Below are 21,472 nucleotides of genomic sequence, written 5' to 3'. Positions count from 1 at the left end.
TAGCGTTCGGTCGTGGCCGACGCCTGCGATCACGACCCCGCCGACGGTCCGCTCGACCCCGTGGACGTGCTCGACCGCATCGTCTACCTGCTCGATCGCCGGCTGGAGGAGGGGCGCCGGGTCCGGGCCTACGCCAACGCCCGAGACCTGGTTGCCGAGCTCGACCCCGACGAGCTGCGGACCCGCCACCGCGAGCGCACGCTCACGGAGCTGCCCGGCATCGGGCCGGCCACCAGCGCGGTGATCGCCGAGGCGCTCGACGGCAAGGCGCCGAAGAAGCTCACCGAGCTGGAGGCGACGAACCCGATCGACGTCGGCGAGGGTGCCGAGCTGCGGGCTGCGCTCCGGGGCGACTGCCACCTCCACTCGAACTGGTCCGACGGCGGCGCCCCGATCGAGAAGATGGCCGAGGCGGCTCGCGCCCTCGGCCACGAGTACATGGTCCTCACCGACCACTCCCCCCGCCTCACCATCGCCCACGGCCTGGACCCCGACCGTCTTCGGAAGCAGCTCGACGTGATCGACGAGCTCAACGGGCGCTGGGACGACTTCCGGATCCTCACCGGCATCGAGGTCGACATCCTCGCCGACGGCACCCTCGACCAGGACGAGGACCTCCTCGACCGCCTCGACGTCGTCGTGGCCAGCGTCCACTCCAAGCTGTCGATGGACGCGAAGGAGATGACCCGCCGCATGGTGATGGCCGTCGCCAGCCCGCACGTGGACATCCTCGGCCACTGCACCGGCCAGAAGGTGCCCGGCCACCAGCGCCCGATCGGCAAGAGCGACTTCGCCGGCCGGGTCGGCTCCAGCTTCGACGCCGAGGTGGTGTTCGCCGCCTGCGCCCGCTTCGACACCGCGGTGGAGATCAACTGCCGCCCGGAGCGGCAGGACCCGCCCGACCACCTGCTCGAGCTCGCGCTCGAGTGGGGCTGCAAGCTCTCGATCGACACCGACGCCCACGCGCCCGGCCAGCTCGAGTGGCAGCCGTTCGGGTGCGACAAGGCCGCCCGCCACGGCGTCGCGCCAGAGCAGGTCGTGAACACGTGGGCGGCGGATCAGCTCGTCGAGTGGGCATCGGCCCACCCGACCTAGACCCGGAACACGTCGGCGTCGTCGGCGAAGGCCTTCAGCTCGATGGCGTTGCCGGCCGGGTCGCGCACGAAGAGCGTCCACTGCTCGCCCGGCTCGCCGGCGAACCGCAGGTACGGCTCGATGACGAACGGAACGCCGCCGTCTCGGAGCCGCCCGGCCGCGACGTGGAACGCCTCGACGTCGAGCAGCAGGCCGAAGTGCGGGACCGGCACCTCGTGCCCGTCGACGGGGTTCGTGTCGCCGGCGCCGGGGTGCCGGTCGACCACGTGGGTCACCAGCTGGTGGCCGTGGAGGTCCCAGTCGATCCACCGGTCGGACCGGCGCCCCGAGGGGCAACCCAGCACCCCGCCGTAGAACGCCTCCGCGGCGGCGAGGTCGTCGACCGGGACGGCGAGGTGGAACCGGGGCAGCTCTGGCACGCTGCGAGTCTCCCATGGACGACGAACGCACCCCGTTGCCCGACCGCGTCCGCGCCGGCGTCGCCGAGGTCGCGTCGCGCGCCGAGCTGGTCCACATCGACGAGGCGGCGCTCGACCGGCTGGCCGCCTCCATCGATCCGTCGCCTCCCACGCCGTTCCCGGAGGAGCGATGGGAGGGCGGCGTCGAGGATCGGACCACGGGGGTGGTCGCGTGGAACGCCGTCAACTTCGGGTCGGGCTGGTTCCCCCACGTCGTCAAGCTGCCCGGCCACTCGGGCGCACGGACCATGGGCGCACGCTGGCAGCAGCGCTGCCGCCAGGCCGGCGTGCCGACCGCGGCGTGGCTGGCCGAGGTCACGGTCGAGCAGGTGGCCGAGGTGTTCCACCAGCCCCTCGACGGCGAGGTGCGGGGCCTGCTCGACGCCTTCACCGCAGCCTGGCGCGAGCTGGGTGCGCACCTGCTCGACCACCACGGGGGCTCGGCCGTCGCCATGGTCAGTGCGGCCGACGGGCACGGCTCAGTGCTGGCTGCCGAGCTCGGGGCGCTGCCCTGCTGGGACGACCGCCACCGGCTCGACGACCTCGAGGTGCCGCTGTACAAGCGGGCCCAGATCGTCGTCTCGAACCTGGCCGGGGCCCTCGCTGACGACGAGCTGGCTCGGTTCGACGACCTGGCCACCCTGACCGCGTTCGCCGACAACCTGGTGCCCCACGTGCTGAAGGTCGCCGGCGTGCTCGTGGTCGACCCCGGGCTCGAAGCTCGCATCGAGCGCGAGGAGCTGCTGACGTCGGGCGAGCGCGGCGAGGTGGAGCTGCGCGCCGTCGCCGTCCACGTGGTGGAGCTGCTGGTCGAGCGGCTCCGGTCCGCCGGCCACGACGACGTCACGGCCGCGACCATCGACCACCGGCTCTGGCAGCAGGGGCAGGCCCCGGCCGTGAAGGCCCGGCCCCGCCACCGCTGCCGGTGCACGTACTACTGATCCCGCGACGACCTGCGAGTTGTGAGGCGCTGCCGAGCAACTCGGTCAGTGAGCGAAGCGAACGGCGTTGACATCACCAGGGCACCCCGGCATCCTGGGGAGCGATGATCCACGCGCTGGGACTGCTCCTTCTCACCTAGGCGAGCGCCACATACCGCGCTCGCCCGACCTCCTGTGCCTCCCGGCCAGGAGGTTTCTTGCTTTTCCGACCCGAACCCGCAGCCCCGACGAGATCCACGAGAGGAACCGACATGGGAACCGAACCCCGCAACGGCAAGCCCGGCACGATGCCCTTCGAGAAGTACCAGCCGTTCCTCCCCCTCGAGCTCCCCGACCGCACCTGGCCGGACAAGCGCATCGAGGCCGCGCCGCTGTGGTGCTCGGTCGACCTTCGCGACGGCAACCAGGCCCTGATCGACCCGATGGACCCGGTCCGCAAGCGCAAGATGTTCGACCTGCTCGTCGACATGGGGTTCAAGGAGATCGAGATCGGGTTCCCGTCGGCGAGCCAGCCCGACTTCGACTTCTGCCGCCACCTCATCGAGGAGGACCTGATCCCCGATGACGTGTGGATCCAGGTGCTGGTGCAGTCCCGCCCCGAGCTCATCGAGCGCACCTACGAGGCCATCGCCGGGGCGCCCCGGGCCATCGTGCACTTCTACAACTCGACGTCGATCCTCCAGCGCCGGGTGGTGTTCGGCCTGGAGAAGGACGGCATCACCGACATCGCGGTCAACGCGGCCAAGCTCGCCCGCAAGCTCGAGGACCGCGTGCCCGGCACGCACGTCCGCTACGAGTACTCGCCCGAGAGCTTCACCGGCACCGAGACCGACTACGCCATCGAGATCTGCGACGCCGTCCGGGAGGCCATCGACCCCGGCACCGACGACAAGCTGATCATGAACCTGCCGGCCACCGTGGAGATGTACACGCCGAACATCTACGGCGACGTCATCGAGTACTTCCACCGCAACATCCCCCACCGCGACCAGGTCGTGCTGAGCCTGCACCCGCACAACGACCGGGGCTGCGCCGTGGCCGCGGCGGAGTTCGGTGTCATGGCCGGCGCCGACCGGGTCGAGGGCACCCTGTTCGGCAACGGCGAGCGCACCGGCAACGTCGACCTGGTCACCCTCGGCATGAACCTGTTCGTGCAGGGCGTCGACCCCGAGATCGACTTCCGCGACATCGACGCGGTCCGCCGCACCACCGAGTACTGCAACCGCCTCGAGGTCCACCCCCGCCACCCCTACGGCGGCGACCTCGTCTACACCGCCTTCTCCGGCAGCCACCAGGACGCGATCAAGAAGGGCCTGGCGGCGCTGGCCGAGACGATCCCCGAGGGCGGCGCGGCGGGCGACTATCCGGTGTGGGAGGTGCCCTACCTGCCCATCGACCCCAAGCACGTCGGCCGCACCTACGAGGCGGTCATCCGCGTGAACAGCCAGTCCGGCAAGGGTGGCGTCGCGTACGTGATGAAGGAGGAGCACGGCTTCGACCTGCCGCGCCGGCTCCAGATCGAGTTCTCCAAGGCGATCCAGGGCGTGGTGGAGGACACCGGGACCGAGATCAACCCCGGGGAGATGTGGGCCCAGTTCGAGGGCGAGTACCTCGGCATCGGCCGCTACCGGCTCGACTCCTACGAGATGCGCACCTCCGACGAGGCCGCCGAGATCACCGCCCAGGTCATCGCCGACGGCGAGCACCACACGGTGATCGGCCGCGGCAACGGGCCGGTGTCCGCCTTCGTCAGCGGCCTGCGCGAGCACCTCGGCGTGGACGTCGACGTCCTCGACTACACCGAGCACGCCATCGGGTCCGGCGCCGACACCCAGGCCGTGGCCTACGTGGAGACACAGACCCCGGAGGGCCTCGTCCGCTGGGGCGTCGGCGTCCACGACAGCATCGTCGTGGCGTCCCTGCGAGCGGTGCTCTCCGCCGTCAACCGCTGAACCGTGGCCATCTGGCTGGACGCGCTCGTCACCGGTGACGAGCCGACGGCGTGGCAGGCCGCCGGCTTCGCGCTCGACGCCGACGAGGTCGCCATCGGCACGGTGCGCATCGTCTGCACCGGCGACGGTGGCGGGATCGACCGGTGGCGCATGCGCGCCGACGACGAGGACGTGCCCGCGTCGGTGGACGGGATCGGGACCTCGGTCACCGATCGGGAGCCGCCGGACCCGGTCGAGCACCCCAACGGCGTGGTGCGCCTGGACCACGTCGTGCTCCGCTCCCCCGACCTCGACCGCACCACCGAGGCTCTCGGCGCGCTGGGCCTCGACCTGCGTCGCACCCGGGACGTTGGCAGCGGCGAGCGGGCGATGCAGCAGCGCTTCTTCCGTGTGGGCGAGGTGATCCTGGAGCTCGTCGGCCCCCCGTCACCGGTCGGCGACGGGCCGTGCAGCATCTGGGGCCTGGCCCTCGTCACCGATGACATCGATGCCTCAGCCGCACACCTCGGGGCGGCGTGCTCGCCTCCCAAGCCCGCCGTGCAGCCCGGTCGCCGGATCGCGACCGTCCGCACGCGCGAGCTCGGGATCGGACCCACGATCGCGCTGATGACCCCCCACGTGCGGGCGACGGGCTGACGCCCGCCCCCGCACCCGTTCATCAGGAGGTGCGGGCGTCCTCGCCGTCGCGGTGGCGGTCACCGTCGCGGTCGTGGCTGTCGTGGCCGGCGTTGCGGTCGTAGTCGTGGCGCGCCAGCGCGCTCACGAGCCAGTCGCGGTTGCGGTCGAGCGGGCGCTCCAGCCCGGCCTCCTCGGCCCGCTTCGCGAGCTCGTGGTCGCTCAGCTCGCGCAGCCGGTCCTCGCGGGTGTGCAGGTCCCGCATGGAGTCACGCTCGACCTGACCCCGCCACGCCCCTGTGGACTTGCCCCGGGCCTCGATGAAGTCCTTGAACTGCTCGAGGTCCTTCTTCGACCGGTCGGAGATGTAGCCACCCCAGTCGGCGACCTTCTCGAGGAAGCCCTTCGGGTCGGTCTCCATCTGCAGCACGACGCGCGTGGTGTTGTCGTCGAGGGCGTGGAACGTCACGACGCCCGAGTTCTCGGTGCCGTCGGTGGCGGTCCAGGCGACCCGCTGGTCCGGGGTCTGCTCGGTGATCTCGGCCTGCCACTCCCGGCTGATGCCGGAGATCTTGGCCTTCCAGTGGGTGTGGGTGTCGTCCACCTGGCGCACGTCGACGACGTGCTTCATGAACAGGGGGAAGTCCTCGAACTGCGTCCACTGGTCGTAGACGGTGCGGACGGGGAGGTCGATGTCGATCTCGTGGATCATCGTGGGGCTCCTTGCATCGGGGGCAGGGTCTGGCTCCCGTGCTCCGTACCCGGAAGGGCCGGTCGGGAGTCGGACCGCCCTCAGGAGCGGAGCAGGCCGTCGATGCGTCGGCTGGCGACGGCGACGCCCACCGCCACCATCGCGAGCAGGTAGGCGACGTGCACGAGCAGGCCGACGCCCACCTCGCCGGTGGTGAGCGCACGGCACAGCGCGACCCCCTGGTACAGGGGCGTGAACCGGATGACCGTGGCGAGCGCGTCCGGGTACTGCGACAGCGGGAAGAACGTGGCCGAGAACAGGAACATCGGGGTGATGGCCAGGTTCACGAAGTCGAAGTCGAGGAACGAGCGCAGGTAGGTGGCGCCGGCGAGCCCAATCGACGCGAAGGCCGCACCGATCAGGACGGTGGCCGGCAGGGCGGCGACCGCCCACCACGACTCGGTGAGCCCGAACAGCGCCATGGTGACGAGGAACGCCGCCGAGTAGAAGGTGCCCCGCATCAGCGCCCAGGTGACCTCGCCGAGGGCGACGTCGCGCGGTTCGAGCGGCGTCGCCAGGATCGCGTCGTAGAGCTTGGCGTAGCGGAGCCGGATGAAGAAGTTGAACGTGGTGTCGAACACGGCGCCGTTCATGGCCGCCGTGGCCAGCATGCCGCTGGCCACGAAGGTCTCGTAGGGGACCTGCCGGCCGGCGTAGGTGACGTCGCCGACGAGCGCACCGACGCCGATGCCGATCGAGAGGAGGTAGAGGAACGGTTCGACCACACCCGTGAGCAGGATCGGCCACGCCCGCACGTAGCCGACGACGTTGCGCTCGGTCAGGCGCAGGAAGCGCTTGCGCGGATCGAGTGGCGGTGCGATGCGGCCGTGGTCGACCAGGTCCTGGACGCTCACGGGGTGAGCCGCCGCTCGAAGCCGCGGACGCCGAACGGCAGGGCAGCCGCTGCGATCGCGACCAGGACGCCGACGTGCAGCAGGGTCCAGCCGTCGACGGTGCCGGTGGTGGCGTCGCGGGCGACCTCCACGCCGTGCCACAGCGGGGAGAGCACCGCGATCGGCTGCACCACCTCGGGCAGCTGCTCGACCGGGAAGAAGGTGCCCGAGAAGAGGAACATCGGGATGACGCCGAGGCGCATGATGAGCGGGAAGGTCCGGTCGTCCTCCTTGCGCACGGCGTAGGCGGACAGCGCGCTCATCGTGACGATGGCCAGCAGCACTGCGGCGACGATGGCGAGCGGCGCCCAGAGCGAGGACACCCCGCCGAGGACCGCGGCCACCACGAGGAACGCGATCGCCGCGGCGCCTGCCCGCACGCCGGCGGACAGGACGAGGCCGCCGTACACGTCGCCCGGCGTCATGGGCGTGGCCACCATCCCCTTGAACTGCCCCATCCACTTCACGCCGCCCATGACCCCCCACAGCGCCTCGCCGGCGACCGCGAGCAGCGCGGACGCGGCGAGCAGGCCGGGGGCGACGAAGTCGAGGTAGTCGAGCCGCACGCTGGCGGACCCTGCGCCGTCGTCGATCAGCCCGCCGAGGCCGATGCCCATGGCGAGCAGGAACAGCACCGGTTGCACGACGGCGGTGAACGCGCTCCCCCGCCAGGTGCGGACGAACACGAGCAGCTCCCGCTCGAGGGCCCGCCACACCGACTGCGTCATCCGCACCGGCTCACTCCTCCAAGGTCCGGCCGGTGAGCGCGAGGAAGACGTCCTCCAGCGACGCCCGGCGGGTGAGCTCGGTCAGCGGCTCGATGCTGCGCTCGGCCAGAGCGCGGTGGGTGGCCTCGGCGTCGCGGGTGTAGAGCAGCAGGCGGTCGGCGAGCACCTCGATGCGCTCGGCGGCCTCGCCGGCGGAGGACAGCGCCGCCTCCTGCTCGGCCGGTTCGGCGAAGCGCAGCTCGATGACCTCGGGGGTGACGTGGCGGTGGATGAGCTCGCGGGGTGAGCCCTCGTCGACGATGCGGCCCTGGTCCATGACCACGAGGCGATCGCAGAGCTGCTCGGCCTCGTCCATGTAGTGGGTGGTGATGATGAGCGTGACGCCGCGCCGCTTGAGCCCGTAGAGCCGGTCCCAAAGCAGGTGGCGGGCCTGGGGGTCGAGGCCGGTGGTGGGCTCGTCGAGCAGGACGAGGTCGGGGTCGTTGATGAGCGCGCGGGCGATGGTGAGGCGACGCTTCATGCCGCCCGAGAGCGGGTCGACCCGGTCGTCGCGACGGTCGGTGAGGCGGGCGAACTCGAGCAGCTCCTGGGCCCGCTCCCGCAGCACCCGGCGGGGCAGGCCGAAGTAGCGGCCGTAGACGATGAAGTTGTCCCAGACCGACAGCTCGGTGTCGAGGTTGTCCTCCTGGGGCACGACGCCGATGCGGCTGCGGATGGCGGGCCCGTCGGTGCGCGGATCGAGGTGCAGCACGGACAGCTCGCCGCCCGTGGAGGGCGACACGCAGCTGATCATGCGCATCGTCGAGGTCTTGCCGGCGCCGTTGGGCCCGAGGAACCCGAACACCTCCCCACGGCGGACCTCGAAGTCGACGCCGTCCACGGCCACGAAGTCGCCGAAGGCCTTCGTCAGGCCGCGGGCCCGCACGAGCGCGTCGGGGTGGAGGGGTCCGTCGACCATCGAAGCGACCGTATCGGTCGGGCGTGACCACGACGACGATCTGTTTCGCGGCTTCGCGGAGCACCTCCGTAGGCTCGAACGGCCATGCTCACCGCCTCCGGACTCTCCCTCGCGCACGGAAGCCGCGTCCTGTTCGAGGACGTGACGCTGTCGCTGTCGACGGGACGGCGGGTGGCGATGGTCGGGGGCAACGGCCAGGGGAAGACCTCGCTGCTCAGCATCCTGGTGGGCGACGCCGAGCCCGACACCGGCTCGGTCACCAAGCCCAAGGACATGCGGATCGGCTACCTGGCCCAGGAGATCCCGTCCGAGGACGACGGCACGGTCCTCGACACCGTCCTCGGTGGCCGGCCCGACATCATGCGGCTGCACCACCAGATCGTGGAGGGCCCGGCCGACGCCTCCCCCGAGGCGCTCCACGCCTTCGGCGAGGCCCAGACCCAGTACGAGCAGCTCAACGGCTACGCGCTGGAGGCCGAAGCCCACTCGGTGCTCGCCGGCCTCGGCTTCGCGCCCGACGACGCCGACCGGCAGGTCTCCGAGCTCTCCGGCGGCTGGCGCATGCGCGTCGCGCTGGCCCGACTGCTGCTCTCCGGCCCCGACCTGCTCGTGCTCGACGAGCCCACCAACCACCTCGACGTGGACTCCGTCGGCTGGCTCGAGGCCCGGCTGCGGGCGTGGACCGGCGCGCTGCTGTTCGTCTCCCACGACCGCGACTTCATCGACAACGTGGCGACCCACGTGGTGGAGCTGGCCAACCAGACCCTCACCGAGTACGTCGGCGGCTTCGCCGAGTTCGTCGTGCAGCGCGAGGAGCGCATCGCCCAGCTCGAGGCGCAGGCGGCGAGCCAGGCCAAGGCCCGGGCCCAGACCGAGCGCTTCGTCGAGCGGTTCCGGTACAAGGCCACCAAGGCCCGCCAGGTGCAGAGCCGCATCAAGATGCTCGAGAAGCTCGAGAAGATCGAGATCCCCGATCGCAAGGAGCTGCAGGCCCGCTTCCAGTTCCCCGAGCCGCCCCGCACGTCCCGGGTGGTGGCCGAGCTGTCTCACATGACCGCCGGCTACGGCGACACGCCGGTCCTGCGGGACGTGTCCGTGCACGTCGAGCGGGGTCAGAAGATCGCGCTGGTCGGCCCGAACGGCGCGGGCAAGACCACGCTGCTGAAGATGCTGCTCGGCGACCTGCCCCCGATGGAGGGCACGGCCGAGGTCGGCCAGTCCGTCACCGTCGCCCGCTTCGAGCAGCACCAAGCCGACGAGCTCGACCCGAACCAGACCGTGCTGCAGGTCGCCCGTGACGGCATCGGCAGCGACACGCCCCGCGGCAAGTCGCTGCGCACCTACCTGGGATCCTTCGGGTTCCGCGACGATGCGGTCGAGCGCCAGGTCGGCGTCCTGTCCGGCGGCGAGCGCACCCGCCTGGCCCTGGCCAAGGCGATGGCCGAGCCGGCCGGCCTGCTGATCCTCGACGAGCCCACCAACCACCTCGACCTGGCCAGCTGCGACATGCTCGAGGACGCCCTCAAGGTGTACCCGGGCACGGTCCTGCTCGTCACCCACGACCGGTACCTCATCCGCTCGGTGGCCGACGACCTCATCGAGGTCCGCAACGGCACGGCGAGGTTCCACCACGGCGTGGACGAGGCCGTGCTGACGCCCACGACGGCGACCACCCGGCGGGACACGTCGGGGACGCCCGTGAAGAGCTCGAAGAAGAGCAGCGGCCGCTCGGGCAAGGCCGCCAGGGCGAAGGGGCCGAGCCAGCCGGCGAAGGCCCCGGGCCAGAGCAGCCCGAGCGCGCCGAAGCAGAAGCCCAAGGCCAAGCAGGGCGGGGGCGGCAGCCAGCAGGACCGGGACCTGCGCAAGCAGGTGAACCGGCTCGAGAAGCAGTGGGAGACGGCCGAGGCCAAGGTCGCCGAGCTCCAGGTCGCGCTCGGGAACCCCGACATCTACGCCGACGCCGACAAGCTCACCGAGCTCACCACGGCCCTCGATGCCGCCAAGGACGAGGCCGTGCGCCTGATGACCGACTGGGAGCAGGCCGCCTCCCGGCTCGAGCGGTCGAGCTGAAGCGCACCGACCCCCAGATCCCCGAACCGGGCCGCGGTGCACGCATCGGAGGCGTGTGGAGCAGCCCAGAACGGTCGTGGGTGACCCCCTAGAGCTTCCAGGCCGGGGTTCGAGGTGACAGATGGGCCCTGTGGTTGATGGTCATGCTGCTTGGCGGCGGCGGTGGGTGTCGAGGATCTCGGAGGGCTTGCGGCCGGCCATGTAGTCGCCGTGGTTGCGTCGCCGCGTGTTGTAGCGGATCAGCCAGGCGTTGGCTTCGGCCTGGAGCTGGCGGACCGAGTTGAAGTGGCGTCGGTGGAACGCTGGCCGCCAGCACTCCTGGAGCATCGTGCCCTGGAACCGTTCGCACACGGCGTTGTGGTTCGGTGAGCGGGGCGGGATCCGGACGTGGTCGATGCCGATCTCGGCGAGGTGGTGCCGGAACGCGAGTCCCTTGTACTCGGGTCCGTTGTCGGACAGCACCCGCCGGAGCGGGATCCCAAGGCGGCGCATCGTGGTGCGGACGTGGTCGATGAAGCGGATCGTGTCGGCGGTGGTGACCGGCCCGATGATGAGCTTCACGATCGCCCATCGGGTGCAGGTGTCCACGGCGGTGAGTTGGTACACCTTGCCCACGCCTTTGAGGTTGCCGATGTAGAAGCTGTCCACGGCCACGAGATCGCCAGGGTGGCCGGCCCAGTGGCAGAACCCGAACGGCTCGCCCAGCGCTTCGGTGACCGGTTCGGTAATGATCCCGGCCAGCGCAGCGATTGCCGCAGCCCGGGCGATGCGTTGGCGGCGCCGACCCAGGCCGTGGTCGACCAGAATCCGCTGCACGGTCGTCTTGCCGATCTCATAGCCCAGCTCCTGGAGCCGGTCGGCGAGCTGGCGGCAGCCGAGCGTCGGCTCGACTACGGCAACGGCGAGCAGGTCGGCGACCACGTGGGTCGGGGTCTCGCTGGGCTGGGCCGGGCGGCGCCGGTCTCTGGGCCACAGCGCCTCGAGCCCGTAGAGCTCGGAGGTGTTCTTCCATTCGTAGTAGCGGGTGCGGGACACGCCGATCTGGCGGCAGGCGGCGGAGATGTTGCCGAGTTCTTCAGCGAGATCAAGCAACCGGACGCGCCGGTGGTAGATGATCTCTGCAGAGGTGGTCATGGTGATGGGTTCCTTTGGATCTGTGGAAGGAACCACAGGGTCCATCACCAGGCCCCTCTGTAGAGGGACCTGCAACCTCAACCCCCGGACAGCAAGCCCTAGAGTCGCCGACCCATGTTGGACCACGTCTTCACCGACGCGATCGGTGCCCTGCGAGACGCCCTCGAGGCGGCGATGCTCGAGCGGATGACGGCAGAGGAGCGGTTCCAGGTCGACGTGCTCCTCGGCGACACCACGTGGGAGACGTCCTACGGCCTCCCGGGCGAGGGCAACCCGCCACGGGTCCGGGCCGACATCACGCTCGACTGGCCGACGTGGTCGCAGTCGGCGTTCCGGTCGTGGCTGCGCAACGAGGAGCTCGACGACGACCCCCGCATCGAGATCAGCATCGTGCTCCGGCTCCAGCGCCTCGTCGACCTCCCCCGCCCCGACCAGGTGACCGCGGTGCTCCCCGTCGACAGCCCGTCGGTCGGGCCGGACCAGCTGCACCGCACCGCACCCACGGTGGAGACCGCCTACACGGCCGAGCTCGAGCCGGTCAGCCACGCGCTCGAGCTGGCCTACGAGGGCACCTACGACCTGGACGACAAGGCGCTCGGCGACGGCGCCATCCTCGACGACCACTTCTCCGCCCTCGGCGGCTGGATCGCCTCGATGCTGGTCCGCCTCGGCGACCTCCCCCTCGCCTACCACGATCCCTACTGAACGAACCCACGGAGCCTGCATGTCCGATCCCGTCGTCCTCGTCGAGCGCAGCGACGCCGTCGCCACCGTCACCCTCAACCGGCCCGGCGCCCGCAACGCGCTGAGCCGGGAGCTGCGCAAGGAGCTCTGGCAGGCGATGTCGGAGCTGGAGGCCGACGTGAACGTGGCCGCGATCGTGCTCACCGGCGCGGACCCCGCCTTCTGCGCCGGCCTGGACCTCAAGGAGCTGGCGTCGACCGCCGGTGCCGCGCTGGGCGAGACGGGCGCCACCGGCGACACCGCCAGCGGCCGCGGCCCCATCCCTCCGATGGAGACGCCGGTCATCGGCGCGATCAACGGCATGGCCATCACCGGCGGCTTCGAGGTCGCCCTGGCCTGCGACTTCCTGATCGCCTCCGAGCGAGCGTCCTTCGCCGACACCCACGCCCGCATGGGCATCATGCCCGGCTGGGGCCTCACCGTCCTGCTGCCCGAGGCCGTCGGCTACCGACGGGCCAAGGAGCTGTCCACCACCGGCAACTTCCTCGATGCGAGCACCGCGCTGGCCTGGGGCCTGGTCAACCACGTCGTGCCCCACGACGAGCTCGTGCCCTTCGCCCAGCAGCTCGCCGCCGACATCGCCTCCAACGACCAGGCCGGCGTCCGCCGCATGCTGCAGACCTACGACGAGGGCGTGCTCGTCGACGGCCGCGAGGCCTGGGCCATCGAGGGTCGGGTGGCCGGCGAGTGGCAGGCGGGCGGGCGCGACGGCGCCGACCTCGAAGCCCGCCGCAAGGCCGTCACCGAGCGAGGCCGCAGCCAGGTCTGATGGAACCGCGCATCTCGGTCATCACCCTCGGCGTGCAGGACGCCGATCGGGCCCGCCGCTTCTACGAGGCCCTCGGCTGGACCGGCGAGTCCCCCGACGGCGAGGTCGTGTTCTTCCAGGCCGGCGGGATGGTCCTCGCCCTGTGGAGGCGCGAGAAGCTCGCCCACGACAGCGAGGTCACCGATCCCGGCGGATGGGGCGGCGTGACGCTGGCCCACAACGTCAGCTCCCCGGCCGAGGTCGACGCGGTGCTCGCCCAGGCCGAGGCGGCGGGCGGGACCATCGGCCGACCCGGCGCGAAGGCATTCTGGGGCGGCTACACGGGGATCTTCATCGATCCCGACGGCCACCCCTGGGAGGTCGCCCACAACCCGATCTGGCGCCTCGACGACGACGGCACCGTCCACCTGCGCTGACCACCGAGGCTGACAGCACCGGCGTCAGCGGGCGACCAGCAGCTCGTCGTCGCGGTCCTCCGAGGTGATCACCACCCGGTCGATGTCGGCCAGGGTCAGAGCCGTGGAGCAGCCGAGCTCGGCTCGGCCCTCCGGCGTCGGGCTCCACGACCCGACCGGCTCCCAGCTCCCGTCCGCGTCGACCGTCCACATCTCGTAGCCGTCCCGCTCCGGGAGGCCCGTGGCGGACAGGTAGAGGTACGTGCCCCACGCGCGTTCGGTCGCGATCACATCCGCGCTCGTGCCGGCCGAGCTCGTCGCGACCGCCAGCTGGACCCCGTCGTTCAATCGGACCGGCGCGTCCTCGTCGCCGACGGCCAGGAGCACAGCCAGCACCACGGCGGCCGCGGCTGCCAGCCCGGCACCCCACCGCCAGCGTCGGCGGCTGCGGTCGAGGCGAGCCACGTCGGCGCGGACGGCGGTGATCAGCACATCAGCACCGGCCTCGGGATGGTCGGGCGCCACGTCGTCGGCATCGATGCGACCCAGCAGCGCCGGCAGGGGCGCGAACGAGACCACGTCGTTCCGGCACGCGTCACACGTCTCGAGGTGCGCCTCGATCTCGGCACGCTCACCGGCGTCGAGGGCGCCGAGCACGTAGGCCGCGGTCAGGTCGCGGTGGCTGTCGTGGTCCGACGCGGTCATGGCAGCACCTCCTGACGTTCGAGCTCGCTGCGGAGCGCCCGAAGGGCGTGGTAGAGCCGGGACTTCACCGTGCCCTCGGGGATGTCGAGCTCGGCGGCAGCCTCCCGGACGCTGCGACCGCGGTAGTAGGTCTCGATGACGACCTGACGATGCGCCTCGGACAGCGTCCGCAGCGCATCCCGGATGTGGGAGTCCTCGACGACCCGGTCGATCTCGCCGTCGTCCGCCGGTTCGGGTGCGTCGCTCCCCGGGACGGCACGGAGGTGGCGCTGCTGCCGGCGGTGGCGGTCCACGGCCACGTTGCGGGCGATGCCGAACAGCCAGGCGCGCTCGGAGCCCCGCTCGGGGTCGTACTGGTCCTGCTTGCGCCAGGCGAGGATCAGGGTCTCCTGGACGATCTCCTCGGCCTCCCGGGGATCTGCCGTGCGGTGCCGGGCCCACGCGTGGAGGGCGGGCGCGTGGGCGGCGTGGAGGTGCCGCACCGCCGCGTCCAGGTCCGCATGGGCCACGATCTCTAGGACACCACGACCTGGCCGGTCATGGTCGGATGGATCGCGCAGAAGTAGTCGAACGTGCCGGCATCGTCGAGGGTGACCTCTGCGGTCTCGCCGGCGTCGACCGGTTCGTCGAAGGCGTCGCCGACGGCGTCGGGCGTCCCCGCCGTCACCGTGTGCGGCACCCCGTCCCCGTTGGTCCAGGTGACGGTGGCACCGGCCGCGACCTCGATGGTGCCGGGCTGGAACGAGAAGTCGCTGATGGCGACGGTCGCCGCCTCATCGCTCGTCGCACCGCCGTCCGCCGCGTCCTCGTCGCCGACCCCCTCCACCGTGACCTCGACGGGCAGCACCGCGACCTCGCCGTCGTCGAAGGTGGCCGGTCCGTCGTCGGTCACGTCGGGCGGCGCGAAGTCGTAGGCACCGTTGACGTTGGTGTCGATGTGGGCCATGGGCCAGACCGTCGACGTGGCGGTGAGCGGCTCGTCGAGGGTGACCACGACGTCGGTGGACTCGCCCGCGGCGAGCAGGCCGCTGTGCCCGATCACCGGGCCGGGGGACCCGTCGGCGTCCGCGTGGACCACGACGAACCCGTCTGCGGGGAGCGTCACGGACGCGACCGTCACCTCGGTGCCGTCGCCCGTCTGGTCCTTCGCGCTGAGCTCGGCGGGTCCCATCGGTGGGGTCTCGACGGTGTCGTCGCCCCCATCGGGCGCCGCGGTGGCATCGTCGTCGTCGCCGCAGGCGGCGACCACGAGCGCCAGCGCGGCGAGGATCGTGATCAGGCGTCGCATCGGTGTCCTCCCGAGGGGTCGTTCTCGGTGGGGACTACGCATCGAGTGCCCGATCGGTTCAACCGGCGCTCACCGGACCATGAGGTGCACCGATGCGGCGTGGATCCGGAGCGTCACCTCGTCGCCGACGACCCAGCCCGGCTCGGCGAGCACGTCGAGGGTCGGGCCGTCCGTGGGCGACATCCGATCGGGGTCGTCCCTCGGCCCCACACCGGCCACGATCGCGACCGGGGTGCCGCTGCGGTACAGGAGCCCGCGCACGCGCCCGCGCAGCGGCCCGTCAGGGGTGGGGACCACGGCACTCGGCGGGACGAGGAGCGCGACGGGTCCCGCGTGGCCGGCCGGGTCGACGGCGAGGAGACCGAGCGAGGTCTCGACCCCGCCCTCCACCACCCGCCCGTCGAAGACGTTTCGCTGGCCCACGAGCCCCGCGACCTCGGCTGAGGCGGGGGCGGCGATGACCGCGCCCGGTGCGCCCACCTGGGCGATCCGTCCGTCGAGCAGCACCGCGATGCGGTCGCCGAGCGCGGCCGCCTCGGTCGGGTCGTGGGTCACGGCGACGACCGTGACGTCGAGGTCGTCGAACAGCGATCGCAGCTCGACGAGCAGGCGCTCCCGCAGCAGCTGGTCCAGCGCGGCCAGGGGTTCGTCGAGGAGGACGACCGCGGGACGGGGCGCCAGCGCCCGGGCGAGGGCGACCCGCTGCGCCTCGCCGCCGGACAGGGTCGCCGGGTCGCGGTGCTCGTAGCCGGACAGCCCCACGACGTCGAGCGCGTCCCGGACCCGCACGGACCGCTCCCGCCGGTCGACGCCCGCCATGCGCAGCCCGAACCCGACGTTGCCCGCCACGTCGAGGTGCGGGAACAGCGCCTGGTCCTGGAACACCACCCCGACGCCCCGGCGGTGGGCCGGCCGGTGGGTGACGTCGTCGTCGTCGAGGTGCACCGAGCCGGCATCGGGCTGATCGAGCCCGGCGACGATGCGCAGCAGCGTCGACTTGCCGCTGCCCGAGGGACCGAGCAGCGCGAGCGTGCTGCCGTCCTCGACGGCGAGGTCCACGCCGTCGAGGACGGTCAGGCCACCGAACGCCTTGGAGACGCCGCGGACGGTCAGCGATGACACGTCAGAAGCCGCCGACGCGAGCGTCGCCGACGCGGTCGACGAGCAGCATCACCGCGGCGGTCAGGGCGAGCAGGACGGTGGAGAGGGCCATCGCCTGGCCGACGTTCAGCGCCCCGGGCTGGGAGAGGGCGCGGAAGATGGCCACGGGGACGGTCGGCGCGTCGGCCCGAGCGATGAACACCGTGGCCCCGAACTCCCCGAGGGAGATGGCGTAGGCGAAGCCGAGCGCACCGAGCGCGGGCCGTCGCAGCAGGCGGGCGTCGACCTCCCACCACACCCGGTGCGGCGGCGCCCCGAGCGCGGCGGCCGCCTCGCGCAGGCGGGCGGGGACGGCATCCAGCGCGGGCAGCAGCGTGCGGACCACGAAGGGGATGGCGATGACGGCTTGGGCGGCCGGGATCAGCAGGGGCGAGGTCCGCAGGTCCAGGGGAGGCTCGTCGAGCGCGATGAGGAACCCGAAGCCGACGGTCACGGCGCTGACGCCGAGGGGCAGCATCAGCGACGAGTCCGCGACCCCGCGCGCCCGACCTCCGAGCCGGTGCAGTCCGACGGCGGCGAGGCCGCCGACGATCAGCGCGGTCGTGGCTGCGGCCGCACCGATGACCAGCGAGTTCCGCACCGCCTCGGCCGGCGGCACGAACAGCGCGCTCCCCCGACCGGTGGACCCGAGCGCCCGGTAGTAGCCCAGGCCAGGCCCGCCGGCGGTGTCGAAGGATCGCCAGACGAGGGTGGCGATCGGGACCCCGACCAGCAGCGCGGCCGAGGTGATGGTGGCCGCCACCCCCCAGCGCTCGGCCCCGGCCGGCCGGTGGAGGACGGAGCGACCGGCGCGGGTGCGGGCGCTGCCCCGGCGGGCACCGGCTCGCCGGTACAGGGCCAGCGCGGCGATGACCGCCGCGAGCTGCAGCAGGGACAGCACCGAGGCGGTGCGCAGGTCGAGCAGCTGGGTGGTGAGGCGGTGGATCTCGACCTCGATGGTGGCGATGCGCGGGCCACCGAGGATCTTGACGACCCCGAAGGAGGTGAAGGTGAACAGGAACACGATGGACGCCGCCCCGGCCAGGGCCGGCCGCAGCTGGGGCAGGGTGACGGTGCGGAACGTGGTCCAGCGGTCGGCACCGAGGGTGCGGGCTGCGTCTTCGGCGGCCGGGTCGACGGCCATCCACGCCGCGCCGACCGTGCGGGCGACCACCGCGTAGTTGAAGAACACGTGGGCGAGGATCACCGCGGTGGCGGTGCGCCGCAGGTCGACGTCGAACCCGAGCACGCCGCCGAGCGCGGCCACCGGGCCGTCGGGGCCGAGCACGGCCAGGAACGCCGTGCCGACCACCACGGTGGGCAGCACGAACGGGACGATCAGGGCGGCCATGAGCAGCGAGCGCCCCGGGAAGCGGATGCGCCCGATCAGCCACGCTGCCGGCAGGGCCGCGACGACGGTGGCGGCGGTGGAGACCACCGCCTGCCAGAGCGTGAACCACGCCACCGAGCGGGTGCTCGGCGACGTCAGCACCTCGCCCACCGCGCCGAGGTCCCACCGGCCGCCCTCGCGCAGCCCAGTGGAGATCAGCGTCGCCACCGGCACGGCGAAGAACACGCCGAGGAACGCCACCGGCACCGCGAAGGCGGCGGCGGTGACGGCCCGGGGCGTGCGGGCGGATCGGTCGGGGGCGTTCACGGTCCGATCATCGCAGCACGATCTCTGTCCACTCCTCGATCCAGGCGTCGCGGTTCGCGGCGACCACGTCGGCCTCGAGCAGGTACGGGTCCTGGGGCTGGGCGCCGTGCTCGACGAACTCGGCCGGGAGCTCCACGTCGATCACCGGGTACACGAACATGTTCAGCGGGACGTCCTCCTGGAACGTCGGCGAGAGCAGGAAGTCGACGAGCTGCTGGGCGGCCTCCTCGTGCTCGGTGCCGGCCAGGATCCCGGCGAACTCGATCTGTCGGTAGCAGGTGCCCTCCACGACGCCGGTGGGCGCCTCGTCCAGCGGCTCCTCCGCGAAGATGACCTCGGCCGGCGGGCTCGACGCGTAGCTCACCACGATGGGCCGGTCGCCGGGGCTGCCGGCAGCGCCGGAGAAGCTGCCGTAGTACGCCTCCTCCCAGCCTGCGGCCACCTCCACGTCGTTGGCCCGCAGGGCCCGCCAGTGGTCCTGCCACCCGTCCTCGCCGAACTCGGCGACGGTGGCGAGCAGGTAGGCGAGGCCGGGCGAGGACGTGGCGGGGTTCTCCACCACGAGCGTGCCTGCGTAGGCCGGGTCGGCCAGGTCGGCCAGGTCGGCCGGCGGCTCCAGGCCGGCCTCGGCCAGGCCCGCCTTGTCGTAGTTGAGGCACACGTCGCCGGTGTCGATCGGCGTCACCCGGTGCTCGGGGTCCAGCACCAGCGACTCGTCGACGTCCTCGAGGGCCGGCGACTCGTAGGCCAGGAACAGGTCCTCGTCGAGGGCGCGGGACAGGAAGGTGCTGTCCACGCCGAACAGGACGTCGCCCTGGGGCGAGCCCTTCGTGAGGATCGCCTGGTTCAGCATGGAGCCGGCATCGCCGGACGGGAGGAGCTCGACGGTGATGCCGGTGGCCTCGGTGAACGCGGCCAGCACCTCCTCGGACACGTCGAAGCTGTCGTGGGTCAGCATCGTGATGCTGGTGGCCGCACCGTGCTCCGGATCCGGGGTGGTGGTCTCGGCGTCGTCGTCGCCGCACGCCGCCACGACCAGCGAGGCGGCGAGCAGGGCGGACAGGGTTCGTCGGGTGGACGTCACGGGGTCTCCTCGGTTCGGGGGGTGATGCAGAGCACGGCGCCGGCGTGGACCCGCAGGTCGAACGGGCCGCCGGTGGCTTCGTTGCTGACGCCTCGGGTGGTGCCGGCGGCGAGCGGGGCGCGGTCGAGGGGCCAGCGCACCCCGCTGACCGACACCGTCGCGGGGCCGTGGACGGGCACGATCGACACGATCCCGCCCGCCGGCAGCTGCCCGGCGAGGTGGTCCCGGACCACCCACGCCCGGCCCTGGGCGAGCACGAGCTCGATGTCGAGGTCGGCGAAGGGCTCGGCTGCGGCCAGCAGGAGGTTGGCCAGGGCGTGGTCGGGACGGCCGCCCTCGAGGCCGAGCACCAGCACCCGACGGCCGGGCGCGGGGCGCGCCGGCGCGAGCTCGGCGGCGACCCCGAGGGCCAGCTCGAGGTCGGTGGCGTCCTTGGCCATCGGGTGCACCCGCACGTCGGTGGCCTCGGCGGTGATCGCCGACCGCCCGGCCTCCGAGACCGAGTCGAAGTCCCCCACCGCGACGTCGACCGCCCAGCCCAGCGTCCGGGCCAGGTCCACGCCCGAGTCGGCCGCGACGACGCGAGCCGATGCGGGCACGACCGCCACGAGCGCGGGCGCGACCGGTTCGCCTCCGGCGACGACGACGATGTCGGGCGGACGATCGATGTCCACGACGTTCCCTCCGCTGGCATTACCCAGATCAGGTTCCAGGGTCGGTGACGGCGCTGCGGTCACCCTCTCAGCCCGGCTGCCCCGAGCTCCCCGCGCCGGTTCTGTGCGGCGCATCGTCGACCATATCGGACCGGTCCACCGGGACCTTCGTCACCAGACGCAGCTGCATCATTGTCCTGGGGGCCCCGGACACCTACCGTTGCGCCGTCCCATGACATTTCACGGGTATGCGCACATCCTGCGCGACCCCACCCGGAGGTAGATCCCCTGTGCTGAACCGACGCTGGATGCGGCTGCTCGCGCTGCTGCTCGGCCTGTCCCTCGTCGCCGCCGCGTGCGGCGACGACGACGACACGGCCACTGACGACACCGAAGACGCGACCGACGACACCTCGGACGGTGGCGAGGGGTCCGACAGCGACTTCCTGGCCTGCGAGGTGACCGACACCGGTGGCGTCGACGACCGCTCCTTCAACGAGAACGCCTACAACGGCCTCGTCGAAGCCTCCGAGGAGATCGGCTTCGAGCCGGTCGTGCTCGAGTCCCAGAGCGATGCCGACTTCGAGCCCAACATCCAGGCGCTCATCGACCAGGGCTGCGACCTCATCGTCACCGTCGGCTTCCTGCTGGGCGACGCCACCGAGGCGGCCGCCCAGGAGAACACCGACACGGACTTCGCCATCGTCGACTTCGCCTACGAGACCGAGTACGAGAACGTCCTCGGCCTGACCTACGCCACCGACCAGGCGGCCTTCTTGGCCGGCTACGTGGCTGCGGCCCAGACCCAGACCGGCACCGTCGGCACCTACGGCGGCCTCAACATCCCCACCGTGAACATCTTCATGAAGGGCTTCGAGGCCGGCATCGAGTACCACAACGAGCAGAAGGGCACCGACGTGCAGCTCGTGGGCTGGAACACCGCCGACGACGACGGCCTGTTCACCGGTGACTTCGAGGACCTCTCGAAGGGCCGCCAGACCACCGAGTCGCTGCTCGACCAGGGCGCCGACATCATCCTCCCGGTGGCCGGTCCCGTGGGCCAGGGCTCCGTCGAGGCGATCCGCGCCGGCGGCGACGACGCCAAGCTGATCTGGGTCGACACCGACGGCTGCGAGTCCGTCGCCGACGCCTGCGACCTGTTCCTGACCAGCGTCATGAAGAACTTCGACGTGTCGGTGTACGACGCCGTGACGGCCGCGGCCAACGGCGAGTTCGAGGGCGGCGTCTACAGCGGCACGCTCGAGAACGACGGCGTGGAGCTCGGCCCGTTCAACGAGTTCGAAGGTGACATCTCCGACGAGCTGCAGAGCGAGCTGGACGAGATCCGGGCCGGCATCATCGACGGTTCGATCGCCACCACCCTCGAGTAGTCCGGCGGCACCGCCCGGTTCGGGCGGTATGCCGACGATGTGAGCCAGAGG

Annotated in this window: 22 protein-coding genes and 1 riboswitch; of the genes, 9 read left to right on the top strand and 13 right to left on the bottom strand. The window is 71.9% G+C overall.

Annotated features, from left to right (window positions below):
* The first annotated feature begins 12 nt into the window (after positions 1–12).
* Complete coding sequence (locus RGQ06_RS12395) at positions 13–1,095, top strand: PHP domain-containing protein (RefSeq protein ID WP_432430625.1); 1,083 nt, start codon at positions 13–15, stop codon at positions 1,093–1,095.
* On the opposite strand, the gene RGQ06_RS12390 is transcribed toward RGQ06_RS12395, so the two are convergent.
* A complete protein-coding gene (locus tag RGQ06_RS12390) occupies positions 1,092–1,514 on the bottom strand; it encodes a VOC family protein (RefSeq protein WP_432430624.1) in 423 nt (140 codons plus the stop codon). The two genes, RGQ06_RS12395 and RGQ06_RS12390, sit on opposite strands and share 4 nt — an antisense overlap.
* Positions 1,515–1,528: 14 nt before the next feature.
* On the opposite strand from RGQ06_RS12390, the gene RGQ06_RS12385 reads away from it, so the two are divergent.
* From RGQ06_RS12385 to RGQ06_RS12375, 3 genes are all read left to right on the top strand, one after another.
* Complete coding sequence (locus RGQ06_RS12385; protein ID WP_432430623.1) at positions 1,529–2,494, top strand: queuosine salvage family protein; 966 nt, start codon at positions 1,529–1,531, stop codon at positions 2,492–2,494.
* 251 nt (positions 2,495–2,745) lie between these two features.
* Positions 2,746–4,446 (top strand): 2-isopropylmalate synthase, encoded by a 1,701-nt coding sequence (leuA, locus tag RGQ06_RS12380; RefSeq protein ID WP_432430622.1) that lies wholly within the window; start codon positions 2,746–2,748, stop codon positions 4,444–4,446.
* 3 nt (positions 4,447–4,449) lie between these two features.
* Entirely contained in the window at positions 4,450–5,082 is a 633-nt protein-coding gene (locus RGQ06_RS12375) for a VOC family protein (protein WP_432430621.1), read from the top strand.
* 22 nt (positions 5,083–5,104) lie between these two features.
* On the opposite strand, the gene RGQ06_RS12370 is transcribed toward RGQ06_RS12375, so the two are convergent.
* From RGQ06_RS12370 to RGQ06_RS12355, 4 genes are all read right to left on the bottom strand, one after another.
* Positions 5,105–5,773 carry an SRPBCC family protein gene (locus RGQ06_RS12370; RefSeq protein WP_432430620.1) on the bottom strand — a complete coding sequence of 223 codons (669 nt, stop codon included), beginning with the start codon at positions 5,771–5,773 and terminating at the stop codon, positions 5,105–5,107.
* 80 nt (positions 5,774–5,853) lie between these two features.
* Positions 5,854–6,666 (bottom strand): ABC transporter permease, encoded by an 813-nt coding sequence (locus RGQ06_RS12365; RefSeq protein ID WP_432430619.1) that lies wholly within the window; start codon positions 6,664–6,666, stop codon positions 5,854–5,856.
* A complete protein-coding gene (locus RGQ06_RS12360) occupies positions 6,663–7,433 on the bottom strand; it encodes an ABC transporter permease (RefSeq protein ID WP_432430618.1) in 771 nt (256 codons plus the stop codon). The genes RGQ06_RS12365 and RGQ06_RS12360 overlap by 4 nt, the downstream gene beginning before the upstream one ends.
* Before the next feature lie 10 nt (positions 7,434–7,443).
* Positions 7,444–8,391 carry an ABC transporter ATP-binding protein gene (locus tag RGQ06_RS12355; protein WP_432430617.1) on the bottom strand — a complete coding sequence of 316 codons (948 nt, stop codon included), beginning with the start codon at positions 8,389–8,391 and terminating at the stop codon, positions 7,444–7,446.
* A gap of 84 nt (positions 8,392–8,475) precedes the next feature.
* On the opposite strand from RGQ06_RS12355, the gene RGQ06_RS12350 reads away from it, so the two are divergent.
* Positions 8,476–10,461 (top strand): ABC-F family ATP-binding cassette domain-containing protein, encoded by a 1,986-nt coding sequence (locus RGQ06_RS12350; protein ID WP_432430616.1) that lies wholly within the window; start codon positions 8,476–8,478, stop codon positions 10,459–10,461.
* A 141-nt stretch (positions 10,462–10,602) separates the two neighbouring features.
* Here RGQ06_RS12350 and RGQ06_RS12345 read toward each other — a convergent pair whose 3' ends face one another.
* Complete coding sequence (locus tag RGQ06_RS12345; protein WP_432430660.1) at positions 10,603–11,595, bottom strand: integrase core domain-containing protein; 993 nt, start codon at positions 11,593–11,595, stop codon at positions 10,603–10,605.
* A 114-nt stretch (positions 11,596–11,709) separates the two neighbouring features.
* On the opposite strand from RGQ06_RS12345, the gene RGQ06_RS12340 reads away from it, so the two are divergent.
* From RGQ06_RS12340 to RGQ06_RS12330, 3 genes are read left to right on the top strand one after another with little or no spacing between them, the layout of a single operon-like run.
* Positions 11,710–12,300: a hypothetical protein gene (locus RGQ06_RS12340; RefSeq protein ID WP_432430430.1), complete on the top strand. Its 591-nt coding sequence runs from the start codon at positions 11,710–11,712 to the stop codon at positions 12,298–12,300.
* 19 nt (positions 12,301–12,319) lie between these two features.
* Positions 12,320–13,108 carry an enoyl-CoA hydratase gene (locus RGQ06_RS12335; RefSeq protein WP_432430429.1) on the top strand — a complete coding sequence of 263 codons (789 nt, stop codon included), beginning with the start codon at positions 12,320–12,322 and terminating at the stop codon, positions 13,106–13,108.
* Positions 13,108–13,524 (top strand): VOC family protein, encoded by a 417-nt coding sequence (locus tag RGQ06_RS12330; protein WP_432430428.1) that lies wholly within the window; start codon positions 13,108–13,110, stop codon positions 13,522–13,524. Before RGQ06_RS12335 ends, RGQ06_RS12330 begins: the two co-directional genes overlap by 1 nt.
* Positions 13,525–13,548: 24 nt before the next feature.
* Here the strand turns inward: RGQ06_RS12330 and RGQ06_RS12325 are convergent, their stop codons facing one another.
* The 7 genes from RGQ06_RS12325 to RGQ06_RS12295 form a co-directional block, all read right to left on the bottom strand.
* Positions 13,549–14,208, bottom strand: a complete 660-nt coding sequence (locus RGQ06_RS12325; RefSeq protein WP_432430427.1) for a zf-HC2 domain-containing protein — start codon at positions 14,206–14,208, stop codon at positions 13,549–13,551.
* Positions 14,205–14,717, bottom strand: coding sequence for a sigma-70 family RNA polymerase sigma factor (locus RGQ06_RS12320; protein ID WP_432430426.1), 513 nt, complete (start codon positions 14,715–14,717; stop codon positions 14,205–14,207). The genes RGQ06_RS12325 and RGQ06_RS12320 overlap by 4 nt, the downstream gene beginning before the upstream one ends.
* 5 nt (positions 14,718–14,722) lie before the next feature.
* Positions 14,723–15,496, bottom strand: coding sequence for a DUF7282 domain-containing protein (locus tag RGQ06_RS12315; protein ID WP_432430425.1), 774 nt, complete (start codon positions 15,494–15,496; stop codon positions 14,723–14,725).
* Positions 15,497–15,565: 69 nt separating this feature from the next.
* Positions 15,566–16,618 carry an ABC transporter ATP-binding protein gene (locus RGQ06_RS12310; protein ID WP_432430424.1) on the bottom strand — a complete coding sequence of 351 codons (1,053 nt, stop codon included), beginning with the start codon at positions 16,616–16,618 and terminating at the stop codon, positions 15,566–15,568.
* Between the two features lies 1 nt (position 16,619).
* Positions 16,620–18,293 carry an ABC transporter permease gene (locus tag RGQ06_RS12305; protein WP_432430423.1) on the bottom strand — a complete coding sequence of 558 codons (1,674 nt, stop codon included), beginning with the start codon at positions 18,291–18,293 and terminating at the stop codon, positions 16,620–16,622.
* 7 nt (positions 18,294–18,300) lie between these two features.
* Complete coding sequence (locus tag RGQ06_RS12300) at positions 18,301–19,377, bottom strand: thiamine ABC transporter substrate-binding protein (protein WP_432430422.1); 1,077 nt, start codon at positions 19,375–19,377, stop codon at positions 18,301–18,303.
* Entirely contained in the window at positions 19,374–20,051 is a 678-nt protein-coding gene (locus RGQ06_RS12295; protein ID WP_432430421.1) for a thiamine diphosphokinase, read from the bottom strand. Before RGQ06_RS12295 ends, RGQ06_RS12300 begins: the two co-directional genes overlap by 4 nt.
* A riboswitch (TPP riboswitch) is annotated at positions 20,039–20,154 on the bottom strand. (Overlaps the previous gene by 13 nt.)
* A 166-nt stretch (positions 20,155–20,320) precedes the next feature.
* Between RGQ06_RS12295 and RGQ06_RS12290 the strand changes: the two genes are divergently transcribed.
* Positions 20,321–21,421 (top strand): BMP family lipoprotein, encoded by a 1,101-nt coding sequence (locus tag RGQ06_RS12290; RefSeq protein WP_432430420.1) that lies wholly within the window; start codon positions 20,321–20,323, stop codon positions 21,419–21,421.
* Positions 21,422–21,472 lie beyond the last annotated feature (51 nt).

It is taken from the genome of Salinilacustrithrix flava, assembly GCF_041228405.1.
In the GTDB taxonomy this organism is placed as follows: Bacteria; Actinomycetota; Acidimicrobiia; order Acidimicrobiales; family Salinilacustritrichaceae; genus Salinilacustrithrix; species Salinilacustrithrix flava.
Note: the sequence above shows the minus strand (reverse complement) of the source record. Positions and strands in the feature narration are given on the sequence as shown.